20 protein-coding genes and 1 pseudogene are annotated in these 21107 nt (G+C 69.4%); 20 read left to right on the top strand and 1 reads right to left on the bottom strand.

Annotated elements, in window-relative coordinates; translation table 11 throughout:
• The first annotated feature begins 13 nt into the window (after positions 1 to 13).
• From tviB to ACFO27_RS07645, 7 genes and pseudogenes are all read left to right on the top strand, one after another.
• Complete coding sequence (gene tviB, locus ACFO27_RS07675; RefSeq protein ID WP_376816806.1) at positions 14 to 1288, top strand: Vi polysaccharide biosynthesis UDP-N-acetylglucosamine C-6 dehydrogenase TviB; 1275 nt, start codon at positions 14 to 16, stop codon at positions 1286 to 1288.
• A gap of 9 nt (positions 1289 to 1297) precedes the next feature.
• Positions 1298 to 2323, top strand: a complete 1026-nt coding sequence (locus ACFO27_RS07670; protein ID WP_376816805.1) for an NAD-dependent epimerase/dehydratase family protein — start codon at positions 1298 to 1300, stop codon at positions 2321 to 2323.
• A gap of 41 nt (positions 2324 to 2364) precedes the next feature.
• Positions 2365 to 3714, top strand: a complete 1350-nt coding sequence (gene murJ / locus ACFO27_RS07665; RefSeq protein ID WP_376816891.1) for a murein biosynthesis integral membrane protein MurJ — start codon at positions 2365 to 2367, stop codon at positions 3712 to 3714.
• A complete protein-coding gene (locus ACFO27_RS07660) occupies positions 3711 to 4835 on the top strand; it encodes a glycosyltransferase family 4 protein (RefSeq protein ID WP_376816804.1) in 1125 nt (374 codons plus the stop codon). The genes murJ and ACFO27_RS07660 overlap by 4 nt, the downstream gene beginning before the upstream one ends.
• The gene (locus tag ACFO27_RS07655) at positions 4836 to 5981 is read left to right on the top strand and encodes a glycosyltransferase family 4 protein (RefSeq protein WP_376816803.1); all 1146 of its coding nucleotides are present in this window, start codon (positions 4836 to 4838) and stop codon (positions 5979 to 5981) included.
• 33 nt (positions 5982 to 6014) lie between these two features.
• Positions 6015 to 7082, top strand: a pseudogene (locus tag ACFO27_RS07650) (glycosyltransferase); the annotation flags it as partial.
• 246 nt (positions 7083 to 7328) lie between these two features.
• On the top strand, positions 7329 to 8444 hold the full coding sequence (locus tag ACFO27_RS07645) for a glycosyltransferase family 4 protein (protein ID WP_376816890.1): 1116 nt from the start codon (positions 7329 to 7331) through the stop codon (positions 8442 to 8444).
• Positions 8445 to 8523: 79 nt separating this feature from the next.
• Here ACFO27_RS07645 and hpaR read toward each other — a convergent pair whose 3' ends face one another.
• A complete protein-coding gene (gene hpaR / locus ACFO27_RS07640) occupies positions 8524 to 8997 on the bottom strand; it encodes a homoprotocatechuate degradation operon regulator HpaR (protein WP_376816802.1) in 474 nt (157 codons plus the stop codon).
• A 134-nt stretch (positions 8998 to 9131) separates the two neighbouring features.
• On the opposite strand from hpaR, the gene ACFO27_RS07635 reads away from it, so the two are divergent.
• From ACFO27_RS07635 to ACFO27_RS07575, 13 genes are all read left to right on the top strand, one after another.
• Entirely contained in the window at positions 9132 to 10151 is a 1020-nt protein-coding gene (locus tag ACFO27_RS07635) for a TRAP transporter substrate-binding protein (RefSeq protein WP_376816801.1), read from the top strand.
• A gap of 18 nt (positions 10152 to 10169) precedes the next feature.
• Positions 10170 to 10730 carry a TRAP transporter small permease gene (locus tag ACFO27_RS07630; protein ID WP_376816800.1) on the top strand — a complete coding sequence of 187 codons (561 nt, stop codon included), beginning with the start codon at positions 10170 to 10172 and terminating at the stop codon, positions 10728 to 10730.
• Positions 10727 to 12052 (top strand): TRAP transporter large permease, encoded by a 1326-nt coding sequence (locus tag ACFO27_RS07625; RefSeq protein ID WP_376816799.1) that lies wholly within the window; start codon positions 10727 to 10729, stop codon positions 12050 to 12052. The genes ACFO27_RS07630 and ACFO27_RS07625 overlap by 4 nt, the downstream gene beginning before the upstream one ends.
• A 28-nt stretch (positions 12053 to 12080) precedes the next feature.
• Positions 12081 to 12749 (top strand): fumarylacetoacetate hydrolase family protein, encoded by a 669-nt coding sequence (locus ACFO27_RS07620; protein ID WP_376816798.1) that lies wholly within the window; start codon positions 12081 to 12083, stop codon positions 12747 to 12749.
• Positions 12746 to 13522 carry a fumarylacetoacetate hydrolase family protein gene (locus ACFO27_RS07615; RefSeq protein WP_376816797.1) on the top strand — a complete coding sequence of 259 codons (777 nt, stop codon included), beginning with the start codon at positions 12746 to 12748 and terminating at the stop codon, positions 13520 to 13522. The genes ACFO27_RS07620 and ACFO27_RS07615 overlap by 4 nt, the downstream gene beginning before the upstream one ends.
• Positions 13523 to 13529: 7 nt before the next feature.
• Complete coding sequence (gene hpaE / locus ACFO27_RS07610; protein ID WP_376816796.1) at positions 13530 to 14984, top strand: 5-carboxymethyl-2-hydroxymuconate semialdehyde dehydrogenase; 1455 nt, start codon at positions 13530 to 13532, stop codon at positions 14982 to 14984.
• A 44-nt stretch (positions 14985 to 15028) separates the two neighbouring features.
• The gene (gene hpaD / locus ACFO27_RS07605) at positions 15029 to 15880 is read left to right on the top strand and encodes a 3,4-dihydroxyphenylacetate 2,3-dioxygenase (RefSeq protein ID WP_376816795.1); all 852 of its coding nucleotides are present in this window, start codon (positions 15029 to 15031) and stop codon (positions 15878 to 15880) included.
• Positions 15881 to 15985: 105 nt separating this feature from the next.
• Positions 15986 to 16372, top strand: coding sequence for a 5-carboxymethyl-2-hydroxymuconate Delta-isomerase (locus tag ACFO27_RS07600; RefSeq protein WP_376816794.1), 387 nt, complete (start codon positions 15986 to 15988; stop codon positions 16370 to 16372).
• Complete coding sequence (hpaH, locus tag ACFO27_RS07595) at positions 16359 to 17216, top strand: 2-oxo-hept-4-ene-1,7-dioate hydratase (RefSeq protein ID WP_376816793.1); 858 nt, start codon at positions 16359 to 16361, stop codon at positions 17214 to 17216. Before ACFO27_RS07600 ends, hpaH begins: the two co-directional genes overlap by 14 nt.
• A gap of 32 nt (positions 17217 to 17248) precedes the next feature.
• Entirely contained in the window at positions 17249 to 18052 is an 804-nt protein-coding gene (locus ACFO27_RS07590) for an HpcH/HpaI aldolase family protein (RefSeq protein WP_376816792.1), read from the top strand.
• A 152-nt stretch (positions 18053 to 18204) separates the two neighbouring features.
• Positions 18205 to 19002 carry a GntR family transcriptional regulator gene (locus ACFO27_RS07585; protein WP_376816791.1) on the top strand — a complete coding sequence of 266 codons (798 nt, stop codon included), beginning with the start codon at positions 18205 to 18207 and terminating at the stop codon, positions 19000 to 19002.
• Between the two features lie 18 nt (positions 19003 to 19020).
• Positions 19021 to 20226: an ABC transporter substrate-binding protein gene (locus tag ACFO27_RS07580; RefSeq protein WP_376816790.1), complete on the top strand. Its 1206-nt coding sequence runs from the start codon at positions 19021 to 19023 to the stop codon at positions 20224 to 20226.
• Between the two features lie 8 nt (positions 20227 to 20234).
• Positions 20235 to 21107: a branched-chain amino acid ABC transporter permease gene (locus tag ACFO27_RS07575; protein ID WP_376816789.1), complete on the top strand. Its 873-nt coding sequence runs from the start codon at positions 20235 to 20237 to the stop codon at positions 21105 to 21107.

Below are 21107 nucleotides of genomic sequence, written 5' to 3'. Positions count from 1 at the left end.
CGGGGAGAACCAAATGAACATTCAGGACGTCCGTCTGGCCGTCGTCGGTCTGGGATACGTGGGCCTGCCGCTGGCGGTCGAATTCGGCAAGCACCGCGACGTGCTGGGCTTCGACATCAACACGCGGCGCATCGAGGAACTGCGCGCCGGCCGCGACCACACCCTGGAAGTGGACGGCCCGGAACTCGCCCAGGCCAGGCACCTGCGCTATTCGTCGGACCCCGCCGAGCTGGCCGCCGCGAACGTGTTCATCGTCACCGTCCCCACGCCCATCGACGAGTACAAGCAGCCGGACCTGACGCCCCTGGAACGCGCCAGCGAGACCATCGGCCGCATCCTCAAGCGCGGCGACATCGTCATCTACGAATCCACGGTCTACCCCGGCGCCACCGAAGAAGTCTGCGTGCCGGTGCTGGAACGCATCTCCGGGCTGAAGTTCAACGTCGATTTCTACGCGGGCTACAGTCCCGAGCGCATCAACCCGGGCGACAAGCAGCACCGCGTCTCCACCATCCGCAAGGTCACCTCGGGCTCCACGCCCGAGGTCGCCGACCTGGTCGACGAACTGTACCGCCAGATCATCACGGCGGGCACGCACAAGGCGCCCTCGATCAAGGTCGCCGAGGCCGCCAAGGTCATCGAAAATACTCAGCGCGACGTGAACATCGCCCTGATCAACGAACTGGCGCTGATCTTCAACCGCCTGGGCATCGACACGCTGGACGTGCTGCAGGCCGCGGGCACCAAATGGAACTTCCTGCCCTTCCGGCCGGGCCTGGTCGGCGGGCACTGCATCGGCGTCGATCCGTACTACCTGACCCACAAGGCGCAGTCCATCGGCTATCACCCGGAAATCATCCTGGCCGGCCGCCGCCTGAACGACTCCATGGGCGGCTACGTGGTCTCCCAACTGGTCAAGGCCATGACCAAGCGCCGCATCCAGGTGCAGGGCTCGCGCGTGCTGGTGATGGGCCTGACCTTCAAGGAAAACTGCCCCGACCTGCGCAACACCCGCGTCGTGGACATCGTGCGCGAACTGGGCGAATACAGCATCGAGGTGGACGTCTACGATCCCTGGGTCGACGCGGCCGAGGCGCAGCACGAATACGGCCTCACGCCGGTTGCCAAGCCGGCCGTGGGCGCCTACGACGGCATCATCCTGGCGGTGGCGCACGAGCAGTTCGCCGCCATGGGCGCCGCCGCGCTGCGCGCGCTGGGCAAGCCCGAACACGTGCTGTACGACCTGAAATACGTGCTCGCCGCCGGCGAGTCCGACCTGCGCCTCTGAGGTTCCCGCATGACTTCTCGCTATGAATCCGTCCGGGCCGAGCTGCGGGCGCAGCCCCGCGCCTGGCTGGTGACGGGCTGCGCCGGCTTCATCGGCTCCAACCTGCTGGAAGCGCTGCTGGGCCTGGACCAGACCGTCGTCGGCCTGGACAACTTTTCCACCGGCTACCAGCGCAACCTGGACGAGGTCGAATCCCGCGTCAGCCCCGCGCAGTGGGCGCGCTTTCGCTTCATCGAGGGCGACATCCGCGACCTGGACACCTGCAGGCAGGCGGTCAAGGGCGTGCGCCACGTGCTGCACCAGGCGGCGCTGGGCTCGGTGCCGCGTTCGCTGAACGATCCGATCACCACCAACGCGGTCAACGTCGGCGGCCAGCTCAACATGCTGGTGGCGGCGCGCGACGCCCAGGTCGAATCCTTCGTCTACGCGGCCTCCAGCTCCACCTATGGCGACCATCCCGGCCTGCCCAAGGTCGAGGACCTGATCGGCAAGCCGCTGTCGCCCTACGCGGTCACCAAGTACGTCAACGAGCTGTACGCCGACGTCTTCGCCCGCGCCTACGGCTTCAAGGCCGTCGGCCTGCGCTACTTCAACGTCTTCGGCCAGCGCCAGGACCCGGACGGCGCCTATGCGGCCGTGATTCCGAAGTGGGTGTCGTCCATGATCCGCGACCAGGAGGTCGTGATCAACGGCGACGGCGAGACCAGCCGCGACTTCTGCTACATCGACAACGTCGTCCAGGCCAACGTGCTGGCGTCCCTGGCCGGTCCCGAGGGCGTCAACCAGGTCTACAACGTGGCCTTCAACGCCCGCACCTCGCTGAACGAACTGTTCGGCCACCTGCGCGACATCCTGGGACGCAACGGCGTGGCCTACGCGCGTGAGCCGCGCCACGCGGACTTCCGCGCGGGCGACGTGCGCCATTCCCAGGCCGACATCGCCAAGGCGCGCGGCCTGCTGGGCTACGATCCTCAGTTCGACATCCTGCGGGGCCTGGAGGTCGCCATGCCCTGGTACGTCCAGTTCCTGAGCTGACCGTGGCGTGCGGGTCCGACGCGTGAGGGTTGGTTGACGTGATCGCGCCGCTGAAGCGCCGGCTGGCGGGCCTGCACGCCGACCACCGCCGCATCGCCCTGGGGGCGGCCCGCGTCGCCTTCTTCCTGCTGATGGGCAAGGCGGTGGGCGCGGTCAAGGAAATGGCGGTGGCGTACCGCTACGGCGTCAGCGACGCCGTGGACGCCTACCAGTTCACCCTGACGATCGCCAACTGGCTGCCGGTGACGCTGGTCGGGGCCTGTTCCGTGGTGCTGATCCCGGCCCTGGTGCGCAGCCGCCAGGGGGAATCCGCCCTGCACGGCCGCTTCCTGGGCGAACTGCAGGCCTGGGCCTGGGCGCTGGGCGCCGCGGCGGCCGTCCTGCTGGGGCTGGCCTGGCCGCTGGTCCTGGATGTGGCGGGGCAGGGCCTGTCGCCCACGGTGCGCGACATGAGCCTGCTGCTGATCCTGGGCTTCGCGCCGGCCGCCTTCTTCACGATCTGGACGGGGCTGGGCGCGGCGCGCCTGCGGGCGCACGAGCGCCACATCAACACCCTGCTCGACAGCGTGCCGGCCCTGGCGATCCTGGTCTGCGTGCTGGCCGCGCCCGCGGGCGCGGGCATCCTGCCGCTGCTCTGGGGCACGCTGCTGGGCTACGCCATCCAGGCCGTCTGGCAGGACGTCCTGGCGCGGCGCGCGGACCGCGTCCCGATGCGGCCGCGCCTGAGCCGGCACGCGCCGCAGTGGTCCAGCCTGGCCGCCGCCGCGGGCATCATGCTGGTCGGCCAGCTGGCCATGAGCTTCGTCGGTCCCATCGACCAGTACACGGCGGCGCAATTGGGCGCCAACGCCAATGCCACCCTGGGCTACGCGGCGCGGCTGCTGTCGCTCATGATCGGACTGGGAGCGGCCTCGGTCGGCCGCGCGGCCCTGCCGGTGCTGGCCGACATCCAGGCGCGGGGCGACGCGGCGCACGCCCGCGCCATGGCGCTGAAATGGTCGTTCGCCCTGCTGGCGATGGGCGCCGTCGCGGTGCTGATCGGCTGGTGGCTGGCGCCCTGGCTGGTGTCGCTGCTGTTCGAGCGCGGCGCCTTCACGGCGCAGGACACGGCCGCCGTGGCGCACGTGCTGCGCTGGGGGATGCTCCAGCTGCCTTTCTATTTCGGCGTGCTGATCCTGGTGCAATTGCTGGCCAGCCAGAACCGCTACGGCTGGATGGCCACGATCGCCGTCCTGAATTTCGGCCTCAAGGCCTGGATGAACACCGTGCTGGCGCCGTCCATGGGCGCGGCGGGCATCATGCTGGCGACCGCCCTCATGTACGCCCTGTCCTATGCCTGCTACCTGGGCCTGGCCTGGCGCGTGCGTCCGGAGAAGAGGGAAGAAACATGACCGCCGACCGGATCGACCTGATGATCGTGATCCATTCGCTGCGGGGCGGCGGCGCCGAGCGCGTGGCCGTGGACCTGGCCGCCGGCTGGCTGGCGCGCGGCTGCCGGGTCATGATCGTGACCCAGACGGACGACCGCCAGGATGCCTATCCGCTGCCGGACGGCGTGCGGCGCCAGGCCCTGGGGCTGGCCGGGGACAGCGCGGGCCCCGTGGGCGCCCTGTGGGGCAATCTGCTGCGCGTCCTGGCGCTGCGCCGGCTGGTGCGGCGCCATCGCCCGTCCGTCGTGCTGGGCATGATGACCCGGGGCTCGGTCCTGGCGGTGCTGGCCGCCCGCGGACACAGCCGCGTGATCGCCACCGAGCACGCCCACCCGCCCAGCCTGCCGCTGCCGGCGTTCTGGGAACGGCTGCGCCGCTGGGCCTATCCGCGCGCCGACGCCGTCGTCGCCCTGACCCGGGGGACGGCGCAGTGGCTCGACGAGCACCTGCCCGGCGTGCGCGCCCAGGTCATCCCCAATGCCGTGCGCTGGCCGCTGGCCGACGGCGAGCCGGTCCTGGAGCCGCCGCGCGCGCCCGGCCGCCGCCGGCTGCTGGCCGTGGGCAGGCTGCATCCGGTCAAGGGCTTCGACGGCCTGTTGCGGGCCTTCGCCCAGCTGGCGGCGCCGTTTCCCGACTGGGACCTGACCATCTTGGGCGAGGGCGAGCAGCGCGGGGAACTCGAAGCCCTGCGCGACGAGCTGGGCCTGGACGGGCGCGTCAGCCTGCCGGGGCGCGTCGGCAACATGGCGGCCTGGTACGGCGCCTCGGACCTGTACGTGCTCAGTTCCCAGGCGGAAGGCCTGTCTAACACCCTGATCGAGGCCATGGCCTGCGGCCTGCCGTGCGTGGCCACCGATTGCGATACCGGTCCCCGGGAGATCATCCGCGAGGGCCTGGACGGCGTGCTGGTCCGGCCGATCGACGATCCGGACGCCCTCGCGGCCGGGCTGGCGGAGCTGATGGCCGACCCCGGCCTGCGGGCGCGGCTGGCCGGCCGCGCCGTCGATGCGCGCGACCGCTTCGGTACCGCGCGCATCATGGCCCTGTGGGAACAGGTGTTCCAGGGCCGGAGGGTGAATTAGGTGAAGCTCCTGTTCCTCGTCAGTTCCATGCACGGGGGCGGCGCCGAGCGCGTGGCCGCCACCCTGGCCAACGCCTGGGCGCGGCGTGGCGACGAGGTCACCCTGGTGTGCTGCTATTCCGGGCGCGGGCGCTGCGACCAAGTCCTGGATCCGGGCGTGCGCCTGCTGTGGCTGGCCGACCGGGTGCGCGGCCCGGCCTGGCTGCGCCCCCTGGTCAAGCTCGCCGCCCTGCGGCGCCTGGCGCGGGAATGCCGGCCCGACCGGGTGCTGTCCTTCCTGACCAACGTCAACGTGACGGCGCTGCTGGCCCTGCGCGGCCTGGGCCTGCCGATCGTCGTCGGCGAACGCACCGATCCGGCCCACAGCGTCAACCTGGAACCCGTCCTGCGCCGGCTGCGGCGCTGGACCTATCCCTGGGCGCGCCGCGTCGCCGTGCAGACCCGCCGCAGCGTGCCCCATCTGCTGCGGGTCGCGCCGGGCGTGCGCCGCGTGGCGGTGATCCCCAATCCGCTGCCCGACGGGTTGCCCGCGTGCCGGGCCCACGAGCCCCCGGGACCTCGCCGCACGCTGGCCGCGCTGGGGCGCTTCAATCCCGTCAAGCGGTTCGACCGGTTGATCGAATGCTTCGCCGCGCTCGCTCCGCAATGTCCGGACTGGGACCTGTGCATCTGGGGGGACGGCGCCCAGCGCGAAGCCTGCCTGCGGCGCGTCCGGGAGCTGGGGCTCGAATCCCGTATCCGGCTGCCCGGCTTCAGCCGGACCCCGTGGGAGGATCTGGCCACGGCCCATGCCTTCGTGCTGAATTCCAGCGTCGAGGGTTTCCCCAATGCGCTGCTCGAGGCCATGGCCCTGGGGCTGCCCTGCGTGGCGACGGACTGTCCCTCGGGGCCGTCGGAACTGACGCTGGACGGCCGCCTGGCCGACCTGGTGCCCCTGGACGACGAGGCGGCCCTGGGCCGGGCCCTGCTGCGGGTGATGCGCGCCGGCCCCGCCGAGCGCGAGGCCCGGGGCCGGGCGGCGGCCGGGTCGGTGCGGGCCCGCTATGGGCTGGACGCCGTCCTGCGGGCCTGGGATGATGCCTGGACGGATGCGGACGGGACGATCGGCGCCGATGACGAGGGCGCCGCGCGCCGGTCGCCGTCCTGATGACCTGATGATCCCGAGGGTCGAGGAAACTTCATGAACGGAAACGAAGCGGGCCTGCCCGCCACTCCCCAGCCAGCCGCCGAATCCGGGTCCGAGACGGGCCGCGCGCCGTTGCGGGTCATGCACGTGATTTCGGGGCTGCTGCATGGCGGCGCCGAAACCGTGCTGTTCCGCCTAGTCACGGCCCCCGGCGGCACGGTCCGGCACACGGTGGTGTCCATGCGCGGCGAAGGCGTCATGGGCGCGCGGCTGCACGAGGCCGGCGTCGAGGTGGTTTGCCTGGACATGCAGGGCTGGACCGGCAACGTCCGGGGCCTGTGGCGGCTGGTCCGGCTGCTGCGCGAGCGCCGCCCCGACGTGGTGCAGACCTGGATGTACCATGCCGACCTGATCGCCGGCCTCGTGGCGCGCCTGGCCGGCATCCGCGCCGTGGCCTGGGGCGTGCGCAATTCGGGCGTCAGCCTGGGCGAAAGCAGCCGATCTTCCCGCATCGCGGCCTGGGCCTGCGCCCGGGTGTCGTCCTGGGTGCCGGGCGTCATCGTCGCCTGCGCCCGCAAGGCGGCCGAGGTCCACCGGGGCTGGGGGTACCGTGCCGACCGGGTGCTGGTGGTGCCCAACGGCTACGACCTGGACGTCTGGCACCCGGACGCGGCGGGCGCCGCCGAACTGCGCGCCCGCTGGGGCGTGCCCGAGGGCGCGCCGCTGCTGGGCAGCGTGGCGCGCTGGAATCCCCTGAAGGACCATGAGAACCTGCTCGCGGCGCTGGCCCTGTGCGTGCGCGCCCATCCGGACCTGCGCTGCGTGCTGATCGGGCTGGGCATGTCGCGCGACAACGCAGACCTGATCGCCCTGGCGCGGCACTACGGCCTGCTGGACCACCTGATCTTCCTGGGGCGGCGCGACGACGTTCCCGCGCTGATGCGGGCGCTGGACATCCACGTGCTGTCGAGCAAGGCCGAAGGCTTTCCCAACGTGGTGTCCGAGGCCATGGCCTCCGGCGTGGCCTGCGTGGTGACCGACGTCGGCGATGCCGCCGACATCGTGGGCGAGCATGGCTGGGTCGTGCCGCCGGGCGATGCGGTGGCCTTGGCGGGGGCCATCGCCCAGGCGGTGGATGCCGTGCGCGACGCCGGCTGGCCGGCGCGGCGCGACGCGGCCCGGGTGTCCGTCGAGCGGCGCTACAGCCTGCGGGCCATGGTGGATCGCTACGAAGCCGTCTGGCGCCGTCTGGCCGCCGATTTCCCGGCGGCCGGGGCGGGGCGCGCGTCGGCCGGCGCGGCGGCTTCGGCGGTTCCGGACGCGGTTCGGGTTCCGGCGGCGGGCGCCGCGCCGGTTCCGGCGCCGCGGCTGTTGTTCTTCATCACCAATCCGGCGTTCCTGGTGTCGCACCGGCTGCCGGTCGCCCTGGCCGCCCGGGACGCGGGCTACGAGGTGCACGTCGCGTCCATGGGCGGCCCGGCGGTGGCGCAACTGGAGGCGCTGGGCCTAACGCACCACGTCCTGCCCCTGTCGCGCACCAGCATGCGGCCCTGGACCGAAGCCCGCAGCCTGTGGGCGATCTGGCGCCTGTTCCGCCGGGTGCGGCCCGGCCTGGTGCATGCCGTCACGCTCAAGTCCGTGCTCTACGGCGGCATCGCCGCCCGCCTGGCCGGGGTGCCCGCCTACGTCGCGGCGATTTCCGGCCTGGGCTACGTGTTCATCCCGGGCTCGGGGCTGCGCGGCGTGCTGCGGCGCCTGGCCCTGGTCCTGTACCGCCTGGCCCTGGGGCATCCGAACAGCCGGGTGATCTTCCAGAACACCGCCGACCGCGACGTGCTGGAACAGGCCGGCGCCGTGCGCCCCGCCCAGGCGGTGCTGCTGCGCGGCTCGGGCGTCGATCTGGACCGGTTCGCGCCCGCGCCCTGGCCGGAAGGCCCCGTGACCGTCGCGATGGCCAGCAGGCTGCTGCACGACAAGGGCGTGCGGGAATTCGTCGAGGCGGCCCGGATGTCCGCGGCGCGCGGCGAAGGGCTGCGCTGGCGGCTGGCCGGCAGCCTGGATCCGGAAAATCCGGCTTCGGTGACGGCCGGGGAACTGGATGCCTGGCGGGCGGAAGGCGCGATCGAGTACGTGGGCGAATGCGCGGACGTCGCCGGCTTCTACGCGCAGGCCCACATCGTGACGCTGCCGTCCTATCGCGAAGGCCTGCCCAAGTCCCTGATCGAGGCGGCCGCCTGCGGCCGGCCGGTGGTGACCACGGACGTGCCGGGGTGCCGGGACGCCATCGAGCCCGGGATCAGCGGCGTGCTGGTGCCGCCCCGGGACGCGCGGGCCCTGGCCGACGCGGTCGCGGCCCTGGCCGGGGACGAGGCTTTGCGGGTCCGCATGGGCGCCGCGGGACGGGCGCTGGCGGAGCGCGATTTCGGCCTGGACCGGATCGTCCGGGCGCACCTGGCCGTGTACCGGGAACTGGCCGGACGCTAGGGAGCCTCCGGACGGGCCGCCGCCCGTCTCGCGCCGGGCGCGGCGCCACGCGGCCCGGCGCGGAAGGCCGCTCGCGGGCTCAGGCCTTCGGATCCACGGGAGGCAGTTCGACGGAAGGGACCTGGTCCAGCGGCGCGCTCAGCAGGCGGTCGATCTGGGCATAGGTCTGGTCGATGAGATCGCGGCCGATGGCGGCCTCGATTAGGCGGTATTGGGCCTCGACCAGCGGGGCGACCCGATCGTAGACCGCCCGGCCCTGCGGCGTCAGGCTGATGATGATCCGGCGCTGGTCGTGCGGGGAGCGTTCGCGCACGATGAGTTCCTGGGTCTGCATCCGGCTCAGCACCCCGACCATGCTCGGGCTGAGGATCTGGCAGGCATCGCATAGCTGATTGGGTTCCAGCGGACCCTGCTCGCGCAGGCTGCGCACGATCCGCCATTGCTGCTCGGTCAGGCCGTAGTGCGTCAGGATCCCGCGAAAATGGCTCAGCAGGGCGTCGCGCGCCTTCAGCAGGAGTTGCGGCAGGTTGCGATGGATTTTCGGTGTGTTCATGTCGGTCCGGTTTCCGTGCTTGACTTGCTAATATGTTAGCTTTATAGTGCCTGAAAATAACAATAACATGTTAGTGAATCGGCAACTGAACCCAGCCGATGCTCATAAAACCCATCCTCATCCGGAGAAGACATATGCAACGACGACTCGCCGTACTGGCCCTGGCGCTGGCCGCTTCCGTCGGCAATCCCGCCGCCGCCCAGGAAGTCACTCTCAAGATCGCGCATTTCCTGCCGTCGGCCGCCGCGGCTCAGCAAATGGTACTCGAACCCTGGTGCGCCACGCTGGCCCAGGAATCGTCCGGGCGCATCGCCTGCCAGTTCTACCCCGCCATGCAGCTGGGCGGCACGCCGGGCCAGCTGGCGGACCAGGCCCTGCGCGGCGTGGCCGACATCGTCTGGACGGCGCCCGGCTATTCGGCGGGCCGCTTCCCGGCCATCGAAGCCATGGAACTGCCCTTCGTCGTCAGGGATGCCGCCAGCGGCAGCCGCGCCGCCTGGAATTTCTACGAACAGTACGCCAAGCAGGAATTCTCCAAGTACAAGGTGCTGGCCGTGCACGTGGACGGCGGCGTGGCCCTGCATACGTCCAAGCGGGCCATCGCCAGCCTTGGGGACTTCAAGGGCCTGAAGCTGCGCACGCCCACGCGCATGGCTTCCAAGACCCTGGCCGCCCTGGGCGGCGAGCCGGTTTCCATGCCGCCGGGCCAGGTCACCGAGGCCATTTCCAAGGGTGTGGTCGACGGCGCCATGGGCGCCTGGGAAGTCGTGCTGCCCACCAAGCTCGAAGAGGTCACTCGATATCATACGCAACCCGCCGCCGGCCAGGCCTATCCCGCCGCCACGGTGCTGGTGCTGCTGATGAACCAGCAGAAGTACGATGGCCTCGCGCCCGACCTGAAGGCCGTCATCGACCGCAACAGCGGACCGGCGCTGGTCGAGCGCTTCGGCAAGGTCTGGGACGACGTGGCCGCGCAGACGCAGGCCAAGGTGCGGGCCGCCGGCGGCCAAGTGGTCGACATCGGCGAAGCCGATCTCGGCGCCATGAAGAACGCCGCCCGCGCGGTCGACACCGAGTGGCGCGCGGAAATGGACAAGAAGGGCCTCGACGGCACGAAGCTGTCCGAAGCCGCGCACGCGCTGGCGCGTCAATAACCGACACGGATTCAGATCATGGATTACACCGGAACCGAACTGGCCCGCCGCAGCCGGGGCTGGCCGATCCTGAATCGGCTGGCCACGGGCCTGGCCCTGGGGGGCGGGATGCTGTTCATCCTGCTGGTCGGCATGTCGCTGGTCTCCATCGTCGGGCGCAAGCTGGGCTTTGGCTCGATCACCGGCGACGTCGAGATGATGCAGGTGGGGACGGCGGTGGCCGCCGCCGCCTTCCTGCCCTACTGCACGCTGGTGGGCGATCACCTGCGGGTCGATCTGTTCACCGAGCGGCTCCCGGCGACCGCCAAGAGCCGCCTCGACGCCTCCTGCGAGTGCCTGCTGGTGGCGGCCATGCTGGTGCTGGCCTGGCGGACCTGGCTGTCGGCCCTGCATCTGCGCGAGACGGGTGATTTCACCACCTTGCTGGGCCTGCCGATCTGGATGCCCGTGGCGGCCATCGTGCCCAGCCTGCTGCTGACCGCCCTGTGCGCGCTCTGGCGCGTCCGGGCGGCGCTCGGGCATGCCCGGTACCTGGGGCGCCGTGAACAGATGGCCGTCGATCACGGGGTGTCGGCATGAGCGGGATGGCGGTGGGCCTGAGCGGTCTCGCAGGGCTGCTGGTATTGCTGGTGCTCCGGGTGCAGATCGCGGTGGCGATGCTGCTGGCCGGGGCGGTGATCTACGTGGCCTCCAGCGACTGGGCCTTGAACGGACTGCTGTATACGCTCAGCGACCTGGCCTATGCGCGCCTGTCGAACTACGACCTGGCGGTGGTGCCGCTGTTCATCCTGATGGGGCAGTTCGCCACACACGGCGGGCTGTCCAAGGCGCTGTTCGATGCGGCCGGCAAGCTGATCGGGCACTGGCGCGGGGGCATGGCGATGGCCTCGGTGGCGGCGTGCGCCTCGTTCGGGGCGATCTGCGGCTCGTCGCTGGCCACGGCGGCCACGATGGGGCAGGTGGCGCTGCCCGAGCTGCGCGCGCACGGCTACTCGGGGCGCCTGGCCACGGGCACGCTGGCGGCCAGCGGCACGCTGGGCATCCTGATCCCGCCCTCGGTGCCACTGATCATCTACGCGGTGCTGGTCCAGGACTCCATCGGCAAGCTGTTCATGGCCGCCGTGATTCCCGGCATCCTGGCCGCGCTGGGCTACCTGATCGTGATCCGCATCCTCGTCACGCGCAATCCCGAATCCGGCCCCACCGGCACCAAGGCGCCCAGGGCCGAGGCCCTGGCGGCGCTGATGCGCACCGTGCCCATCATGCTGGTGTTCGTGGTCGTGGTCGTGGGCATCTACGGCGGCTGGGCCAATCCGACCGAGGCGGCGTCCATCGGGGCGGGGGCGTGCGGCGTGATCGCCCTGGCCAACGGCATGCGCTGGGAAGGCACGCGCCAGAGCCTGCTGGGCACGGCGCGGGTCACCGGCATGATCTTCATGGTGCTGATCGGCGCGGACCTGCTGAATTCGTCCCTGGCCCTGTCGCAGATGCCGAACGAGCTGGCGCAATGGGTCATCGACAGCGGCCTGTCGCCCATGATGGTGCTCTTCGTCATCCTGGCGATCTACATCCTGCTGGGCTGCGTCATGGATTCGCTGGCGATGATCCTGCTGACGATCCCGATCTTCTATCCCATGATCATGGGCCTGGATTTCTTCGGCCTGTCGGCGGGCGACAAATCCGTCTGGTTCGGCATCATGACGCTGATGGTGGTCGAGATCGGCCTGGTGCACCCGCCGGTCGGGATGAACCTGTACATCATCAACAAGCTGGCCAAGGACGTACCCATGAAGGAAACGGCGCTGGGGGTGATGCCCTTCCTGGCGTCCGATTTCCTGCGGATCATCGTGCTGGCCTTCTTCCCGGGCATTACCCTGTGGCTGATCCGCGCCCTGGGCTAGTCCGGCCAATCCCGTCCGTCGCTGAAACATGATGCATACCGAAACCATCCTGCCTCCCGACGCCGCCGTGTACGGCGTCATCATGAATGACCCCGCCAGTGTGTCGCGCCTGGGCGATGCCGCGCGGCAGCCGCCGTACAAGGAGTTGCCGGCGGCGCCGGTCCTGTACATCAAGCCGCGCAACACCTGGGCGCCGGAAGGCGGCGCGGTACGGCTGCCGGCCGGCGAGCGCGCGGTCGAGGTCGGCGCCGTGATCGGCCTGCGCATGGGGCGGGACGCGGCCCGGCTGCGGCCGGAGTCGGCCCTGGATGCCGTCGATGCCTGCCTGCTGGCCGCCGACCTGAGCCTGCCGCACGCCGACTATTACCGGCCGGCCATCCGCCAGAAATGCTTCGACGGGTCCCTGCCCATGCGGCTGCTGCCGCCGCGCGCGGTCCGCGAGCTGCAGTCCCTGGCGCTGCGGACCTGGATCGACGGCGAGCGGCGCGAGGAGCGCCGCCTGGCCGACCTGCTGCGCGCGCCGGCCCGGCTGCTGGCCGACGTGACGGAATTCATGACCTTGCGCCAGGGCGACGTGCTCCTGACCGGGGTCGTCTATCGGTCGCCCGAGGCCCGGACGGGTTCCGCCGTGCGCGTCGAGGTGCCGGGCCTGGCCCGGCTGGAATTCACCGTGGAAACCGGGGAGGAACCGGCATGAGGCATGCACGCATCGCCTGGCAGGGGGCGGTCCGCCCGGCCACGGTCGAGGACGACGGCACGCTGCGCCTGGCCGACGGCCGCGCGGCGCCCGCGGAGGAAGTCGTCTGGCTGCCGCCGGTGCGGATCGGCACGGCCTTCGCGCTGGGTCTGAACTACGCCGACCACGCCGCGGAACTGGCCTTCAAGGCGCCCGAGGTCCCGCTGGTCTTCCTGAAGGGCCCCAATACCTTCATCGGCCATCGGGCGAGCACCCGCCGCCCGGACGGTGTGAAGAGCATGCACTATGAATGCGAGCTGGCCGTGGTCATCGGACGCGGCGGCCGCGGCATCCACCGCGGGCACGCCTACGAGCACGTCGCCGGCTACACCGTGGCCAACGACTACGCCATCCGCGACTACCTGGAAAACTGGTACCGGCCCAACCTGCGGGTGAAGAACCGCGACGGCTGCACGCCCATCGGCCCCTGGATGGTCGACCGCGACGACGTGCCCGATCCCATGGCCCTGGCGCTGCGCACGCGCATCAACGGCCAGGTCGTGCAGCAGGGCACGACCGCCGACATGATCTTCGACATCCCGTTCCTGATCGAATACCTGTCGTCTTTCATGACCCTGTCGCCGGGCGACGTGATCCTGACCGGCACCCCGCAGGGGCTGGCCGAGACCCGGCCCGGGGACGTGGTCGAAACCGAGATCGAATCCGTGGGCCGCCTGGTCAACACCATCGTGGGCGACGAGGCCCACCCTTCCCAACCCGCCAACCAGGGATGAACCTTCCATGATCAAGCATCTGATCGCCGGGCGCGAAGTCGAAAGCGCCGACGTCTTCGAAACCCTGAATCCCGCGACGGGCGAGGTCCTGGCCGAGGTCGCCAGCGGCGGCGCCGACGAGGTCGCCCGGGCCGTGCAGGCCGCCCAGGAGGCCTTTCCTGTCTGGGCGGCCCGGCCGACCGCCGAGCGCGCGGCCATCCTGCATCGCCTGGGCGAGTTGATCACGCGCGACGTGCCCGAGCTGTCCCGCCTGGAAACCCGGGACACAGGCCAGGTCATCGGCCAGACCGGCAAGGCGCTGGTGCCGCGCGCGGCCAACAATTTCCATTTCTTCGCCGAGCAGATCCAGCGGCTGGACGGGGAAAGCTATCCCTCGGACACCGGCCACCTGAACGTCACGATGTGGCAGCCGGTCGGGGTCTGCGCCCTGATCTCGCCCTGGAACGTGCCCTTCATGACGGCGACCTGGAAGCTCGCGCCCTGCCTGGCGTTCGGCAATACGGCCGTCATGAAGATGAGCGAACTGTCGCCCCTGACCGTGGACCACCTGGGGCGGCTGGCCCTGGAGGCCGGCGTGCCTCCGGGGGTGTTCAACATCGTCCACGGCTACGGCGCCACGGCCGGCGAGGCGCTGGTCTCGCATCCCGGCGTGCGCGCGGTGTCCTTCACCGGCTCGACGGCCACCGGCCATCGCATCGTGCGCGCCGCCGGCCTGAAGAAGTTTTCCATGGAGCTGGGGGGCAAGTCGCCGTTCGTCGTGTTCGACGACGCCGACTACGAGCGGGCGCTGGACGCCGCCGTCTTCATGATCTTCTCGAACAATGGCGAACGCTGCACGGCGGGCAGCCGCATCCTGGTCCAGCGCGGCATCTACGAGCGTTTCCAGGCCGATTTCGCCGCCCGGGCGCGGCGCCTGGCTGTGGGCGATCCGCTGGATCCCAAGACCATCATCGGGCCGATGATCTCGGCCGATCACCTGCGCAAGGTCACGGGCTACATCGAGGCGGGCCGGCGCGAGGGCGCCCGCCTGCTGTGCGGGGGCGGCGCGCCGGACGTGGACGCGGCCTTCCGGGGCGGCAACTGGGTCCAGCCCACCGTCTTCGCCGACGTAAACAACGGGATGAGCATCGCCCAGGACGAGATCTTCGGCCCGGTGGCCTGCCTGATCCCGTTCGACGACGAGGCCCAGGCCCTGGCCATCGCCAACGACACGCCCTACGGGCTGTCGTCCTACGTCTGGACCGAAAGCACCGGACGGGCCCTGCGCATGGCGCGCGGCATCGAGGCTGGCATGGTGTTCGTCAACAGCCAGAACGTGCGCGACCTGCGCCAGCCCTTCGGTGGCGTCAAGGCCTCCGGCACCGGGCGCGAAGGCGGCCATTACAGCTACGAGGTGTTCTGCGAAGCCAAGAACATCTGCATCTCATACGGGGATCATCCGATCCCTCGCTGGGGCGTCTGAACTCCAGCCAACATTGCCTCATATCCCCTTACGGAGGAGACACCATGGGTAAGCTCGCTTTGACCGCGAAGATCACGCACGTGCCGTCGATGTACCTGTCCGAGCTGGACGGGCCGCATAAAGGCTGCCGCCAGGCCGCCATCGACGGCCACAAGGAAATCGGCCGCCGCTGCCGCGAACTGGGGGTGGACACGATCGTCGTCTTCGACACGCACTGGCTGGTGAATTCCGGCTATCACATCAATTGCGCGCCCCATTTCAAGGGCGTGTACACCAGCAACGAGCTGCCGCACTTCATCAAGGACATGCCCTACGAATACGATGGCAATCCGGCGCTGGGCAAGCTGCTGGCCGATGCCAGCACGGCGGCCGGCGTCCGGACGCGCGCGCATGAAATCGCCAGCCTGGAACTGGAATACGGCACGCTGGTGCCGATGCGCTACATGAACGCGGACCGCCGGTTCAAGGTGGTGTCGGTGGCGGCGCTGTGCACCGTCCACAACATGGAGGATTCGGCCAGGATCGGCGCCGCCATGCGCCGCGCGGTCGAGGAACAGTACGACGGCACGGTCGCCTTCCTCGCCAGCGGCTCGCTGTCGCACCGCTTCGCCCAGAACGGCGTGGCGGAGGACTATCTGTTCAAGATCTGGAGCCCGTTCCTGGAAACCATGGATCACGCCGTGATCGACATGTGGAAGCGCGGCGACTGGGCGACCTTCTGCGAGATGCTGCCCGAATACAACGCCAAGTGCCACGGCGAGGGCAACATGCACGACACCGCCATGCTGCTGGGCGCCCTGGGCTGGGACCAGTACCGGGGCCAGGCCGAAGTCGTCACCCCGTATTTCGGCAGCTCGGGCACCGGCCAGATCAACGCGGTCCTGCCGGTCCAGTAAATCCCGGCTTCTCCGGTCATGCGCGGCCGGCCCCGGCGGGCCGCGCGGACCGTCCCCCGGCCGCCCGGCCGGGACGCCGATTTCCGCATCCTGGGTCCACATATCATGGCACATCTGATTTTCGAGTATTCAGGCAATCTCGCCCAGGAAGGCGACATTCCCGGCCTGCTGCGCAAGGCCAACCACGTCCTGATCGACACCGGCCTGTTCCCGCCGGGCGGCATCCGTTCGCGCGCCCTGCGCCTGGAAGAATACTGCGTGGCCGAGGGCGACCACGACGACGCCTTCGTGCATGCCACCGTCAAGATCGGCGCGGGCCGCGATCCGCAGGCCGTGCGCGACACCGCGCAGGCGCTGTTCGACGTGATGAAGCAGCATTTCGACGCGCTGTTCCGGCGCCGCACCCTGGCCCTGTCCCTGGAATTGTCCGAATTCTCCGAGGCGGGTACGCTCAAGCACAACAACATCCATGCCCGCTATGCCAAACGCTGAAACCGCCATCGCCGATCGCCCGCGGGCGCCGGCCCAGGGGGCCTTGTCCCGCGACGCCATCGCCCGGGCCGCCGCCGCCCTGCGCGAAGCCGAGCGCACCCGCGTCCAGGTGCGCGCGCCGTCCCTGGACCATCCCGGGATCACGATCGAGGACGCCTACGCCATCCAGAGCGAGGGCATCCGCCTGAAGCTCCAGGAAGGCCGGCGCGTGATCGGCCGCAAGATCGGCCTGACCTCGCGCGCCATGCAGCGGTCCTCCCGGATCGAGGAGCCCGACTACGGCGTGCTGCTCGACGACATGCTGTTCGAGAACGGCCAGGACATCCCCTTCGACCGCTTCATCGTCCCCATGGTCGAGGTCGAACTGGTGTTCCATCTGACCCGCGACCTGATCGGGCCGGACGTGACGCTGTTCGACGTGCTGGACGCCACCGACTACGTCATGCCCGCCATCGAACTCATCGACGCGCGCTGCCACCGCGTCGATCCGGCGACCGGGCGGCCGCGCCTGGTGATGGACACGATCTCGGACAACGCCGCCGACGCCGGGCTGGTGCTGGGCGGGCGGGCGATCCGTCCCATGGACCTGGACCTGCGCTGGACCGGCGCGCTGCTGATGCGCAACGGCGTGATCGAGGAAACCGGAGTGGCCGCCGGGGTGCTGAACCATCCGGCCAACGGCATCGTCTGGCTGGCGCGCAAGCTGGCCGCGCACGGCGCCGGCCTGGAGGCGGGGCAACTGATCCTGTCGGGGTCCTTCACGCGGCCGGTGGCCGCCCATCCGGGCGATACTTTCCACGTCGATTACGGGCCCCTGGGCAGCATCTCCAACCGCTTCGTCTGAATCCCGCCCTGCCCCTTTTCCGGAGAACCCGCATGTCCGCACTCCACAATCCGTTCAAGGCCGCGCTGCGCGGCGGCGATCCGGCGCCACGCATCGGCCTGTTCCTGGGGCTGGCCGATCCCGGCGTGGCCGAACTGCTCGGCGGCACCGGCTTCGACTGGCTGCTGATCGACGGCGAGCACGGTCCCAACGACCTGCGCACCGTCCTCGCGCAACTGCGGGCGCTCCAGGGCGGCGGGGCCGACGTCCTGGTGCGCGTCGTCGATCACGATCCGGCGCGCATCAAGCAGATGCTGGACATCGGCGTCCAGTCCCTGCTGGTGCCGATGGTCGATTCGGCCGAGCAGGCCCGCGCCCTGGTGAGGGCCACCCGCTATCCGCCCGCCGGCATCCGCGGGGTGGGCACGGCGATGGCGCGCGCGGCGCGCTGGAACGGGGTGCCGGACTACCTGCGGCGGGCCGACGGCGAGATCTGCCTGATCGTCCAGGCCGAATCCCGCGCCGCCCTGGCGGCCCTGGACGAGATCCTGGCCGTGGACGGCGTGGACGCGGTGTTCATCGGCCCCTCGGACCTGGCCGCGTCGATGGGGCGCCTGGGCAGTCCGGACCACCCCGAAGTCCGCGCCGCCGTGCTCGGCGCCATCGGGAAGATCGCCCGCAGCGGCAAGGCCGCCGGCGTGTTCGCCCCCCGACTGGACGCCGCCCGGGAATATGGCCGCGCGGGCGCCCGGTTCATCGCCCTGGGTACGGATACGCTGCTGCTGCGGCAGTCGGCGGCCGGCCTGGCGCAGGCCTTCCGCGCCGGCGCCGACCAGGCGGCCGGGACGGGGTATTGAGATCCTGCAACCGCCGGACGCGCGGGGCAGCGGTTCGGCGATGGCTGCACAGAAGCGGTAGTTGACATCGGATCAGTGTTTTCCCGATGGAACAACTTGCACAGCTATTTGTTCCATTGACGGGACATTAGGACATCCATAGAGTGCTCCCCATGGGAACCTCTTTGCCGCTTCCGAAATATCACCAGATATACCTCGTCCTGCGCGAACAGCTGCAGGAAGGACGCTTCGACCACGATGGCGTGCCTGGCGAGCATGCGCTCGCCGAGCAGTTCAACGTGGCTCGCATCACCATTCGCAAGGCGATGGAAATGCTGGTGGCGGATGGTCTGGTGTCGCGTCGCCCTGGGCTGGGCACCTGGCCCGTGCGCGGCGGGACCGGCGCTCAGGGCATTGCGCCGGCCGGCAAGTCGCAGAAGGCGCACCTGACCGGCCTGCTGGAAAACATCGTCAACATGGGGTTGCGCACCTCGGTGCGGGTGCTCGACAGCACACTGGTCGGCGCGTCGCCCAGCGTGGCGGAGGCCCTGCATGTAGATCCGGGCGCACCCGTGCACAAGAGCCTGCGCGTGCGCAGCACCGAAGCCGGTCCGCTTTCCTACATCACCACCTATGTGCCTCGGACGGTCGCGGATTTCACCCGCGAAGATCTGGAGCGCGAGCCGCTGCTGATGCTGCTGGAGTCCGCCGGCGTGGAGTTCGGCGGCGCGACGCAGACCATTTCCGCGCGTCTGGCCGATGCGCAGATCGCTCGTCACCTGGACGTGTCGGTGGGCTCGGCCCTGCTGTCGGTGACGCGCGTCGTGCATGACGTGAATGACCGGCCCGTGCAGTTGTTGTTGGGCCTGTACCGGCCGGATCGCTATCAGTATCAGTTGCAGCTGTCACGCGTCGGCAGCATTGACGCCAAGGTCTGGGTCAGCGAAGAGCTATCGGCCCAATTTCATTGATTCCCTCGGAGGCTTTCCATGAGCTCGCGTCGTACCTTTCTATGCCAATCCGCCGCCGCCGCGGCGATGCTGTCCTCGCCCTGGGTCGTCCGCGCTCAAGGCGCCGCGCCTGTGAAGGTCGGGGTGCTGCATCCGGTAACCGGGGCGCTGGCCTATTCCGGGCAGCAATGCCGGCTGGGCGCGCTGCTGGCCATCGATGATGTCAATCGGGCAGGGGGGATCAAGTCCCTGGATGGAGCACCCTTGAAGGCCGTGCTGGGTGATGCCCAGTCCCGCCCGGAAGCCGGCTCGGCCGAGGTGGAGAAGATGAATCAGGAAGGTGTGTCGGCCATCGTGGGCGCGTACGCGTCGGCGATCTGTCTGGCGACGACGCAGACCGCCGCCAAATACAACCTGCCGCATGTGGTGGACGTCGGCGTGGCAGATCAGATCGTCGAGCGCGGCCTGAAGAATACGTTCCGTTTCGGACCCGGCTACCGCATGTGCAGCGAACGCGCAATCACCGACCTGGCCGCCCTCAACGACGCCGCCGGCAAGCCGGCCAAGACCGTGATGATCGTCCACGAGGATTCGCTCTTCGGCACCGGCACGGCGGCGCTGCTGTCCAAATCGCTGCCGCAGCATGGGTTCGAGGTGACGGAAGTGCTCAAACACCCGAACCCCACCAGGGATTTCAACAATATCGTGCTGCGGATGAAGTCGGTGGACCCCGATATCGTGATTCCGGCCAACTATTACAACGAATATGCCCTGCTGCTGCGTGCCATGAGGCAGCAGAAAGTCCAGCCGAAGGCGATCTATTCGGTGCTGGGCGGCGCCGCCTCCAGCTACAAGTTCGTGAAGGAGTTCCCGGATATCGCCAACGGCATCATCGATTGCAACCACTGGTTCAATCCGAAGAATGCACATGTGGCGCCGCTGAAGGCCCGGGTGGAGGAGAAGGGAGCCTACTTCAGCTACGAAGTCTTCATGACCTATACCTCGGTGCTGCTGCTGGCCGACGCCCTGGAGCGGGCCAAGTCCACCGACCGGGCCGCGATCATCGAGGCGCTGGCCGCCAGCACGTTCCACGACCATTTCATGCCCTATGGCCCCACCCATTTCGTTGACGGACAGAACGCCGGCGCCCAGCCCCTGATGACGCAGGTGCTCGACAACGACATCAAGGTGATTTTCCCCGCGGACTATCGCCAGACCGATGCTGTCTTTCCCTTGAAGGCCTGAGCGACGGCATGCTGGATTCCACCATCCTCTTCTCATCGGTGCTCAACGGGCTGACGACCGGCGCCGTCTATGCCTTGATCGCGTTGGGCCTGACCCTGATCTACGGCGTGCTGCATATCATCAACTTCGCCCATGGGGCGGCGCTGATGGTGGCGCTGTACGCCGTGTATCTGCTCAAGGATCGCCTGGGCATCGACCCTTACGCGGCTCTGCCGCTGGTGGTGGCCGGCATGTTCGCGCTGGGCTACGGATTGCAGTGGTTCGTCATCAATCGGGCGGGCAACGGCAAGGATGAGAATATCCTGCTGGTGACGCTCGGTCTGGCCATCATCCTGGAAAATCTAGCGCTGGTCTGGTTCAAATCCGACACGCGCACCATTGATACGGCCTATGCCCTGTCCACGGTGACGATCGGTCCGGCCATGATCGCGCTGCCCAAGATCATCGCGTTCTGTGGCGCATTGGCGGTCGCCGCCGCGCTGTTCTGGATCATCCACGGTACCGATCTGGGCCGCGCGATCCGGGCGGTCGCGCACGAGAAACAGGGTGCGCGGCTGATGGGCATCGATGTGGAGAAGGTCTATGCGCTGTCTTTCGGCATCGGCATGGCCTGTCTGGGGGCGGCGGCTTGTTTCCTCTTGCCGGCCTATTACGTGAACCCGCAGGTGGGCAGCGGTTTCGTGCTGATCGCCTTCACCATCGTGGTGCTGGGCGGCATGGGCAGTTTCGTCGGTGCGCTGATCGGTGGCCTGTTGATCGGCGTTGTGGAGTCCATCGGTGGCCTGTTTTGGGGCGACTCGCTGGGCCAGATGGGGATCTTCGCGATTTTCATCGCGGTGTTGCTGTTCCGGCCCCAGGGGCTGTTCGGGTCGAGAGGCTGA

The organism is Castellaniella denitrificans, from assembly GCF_042653765.1.
In the GTDB taxonomy this organism is placed as follows: domain Bacteria; phylum Pseudomonadota; class Gammaproteobacteria; order Burkholderiales; family Burkholderiaceae_B; genus Castellaniella; species Castellaniella denitrificans.
Note: the sequence above shows the minus strand (reverse complement) of the source record. Positions and strands in the feature narration are given on the sequence as shown.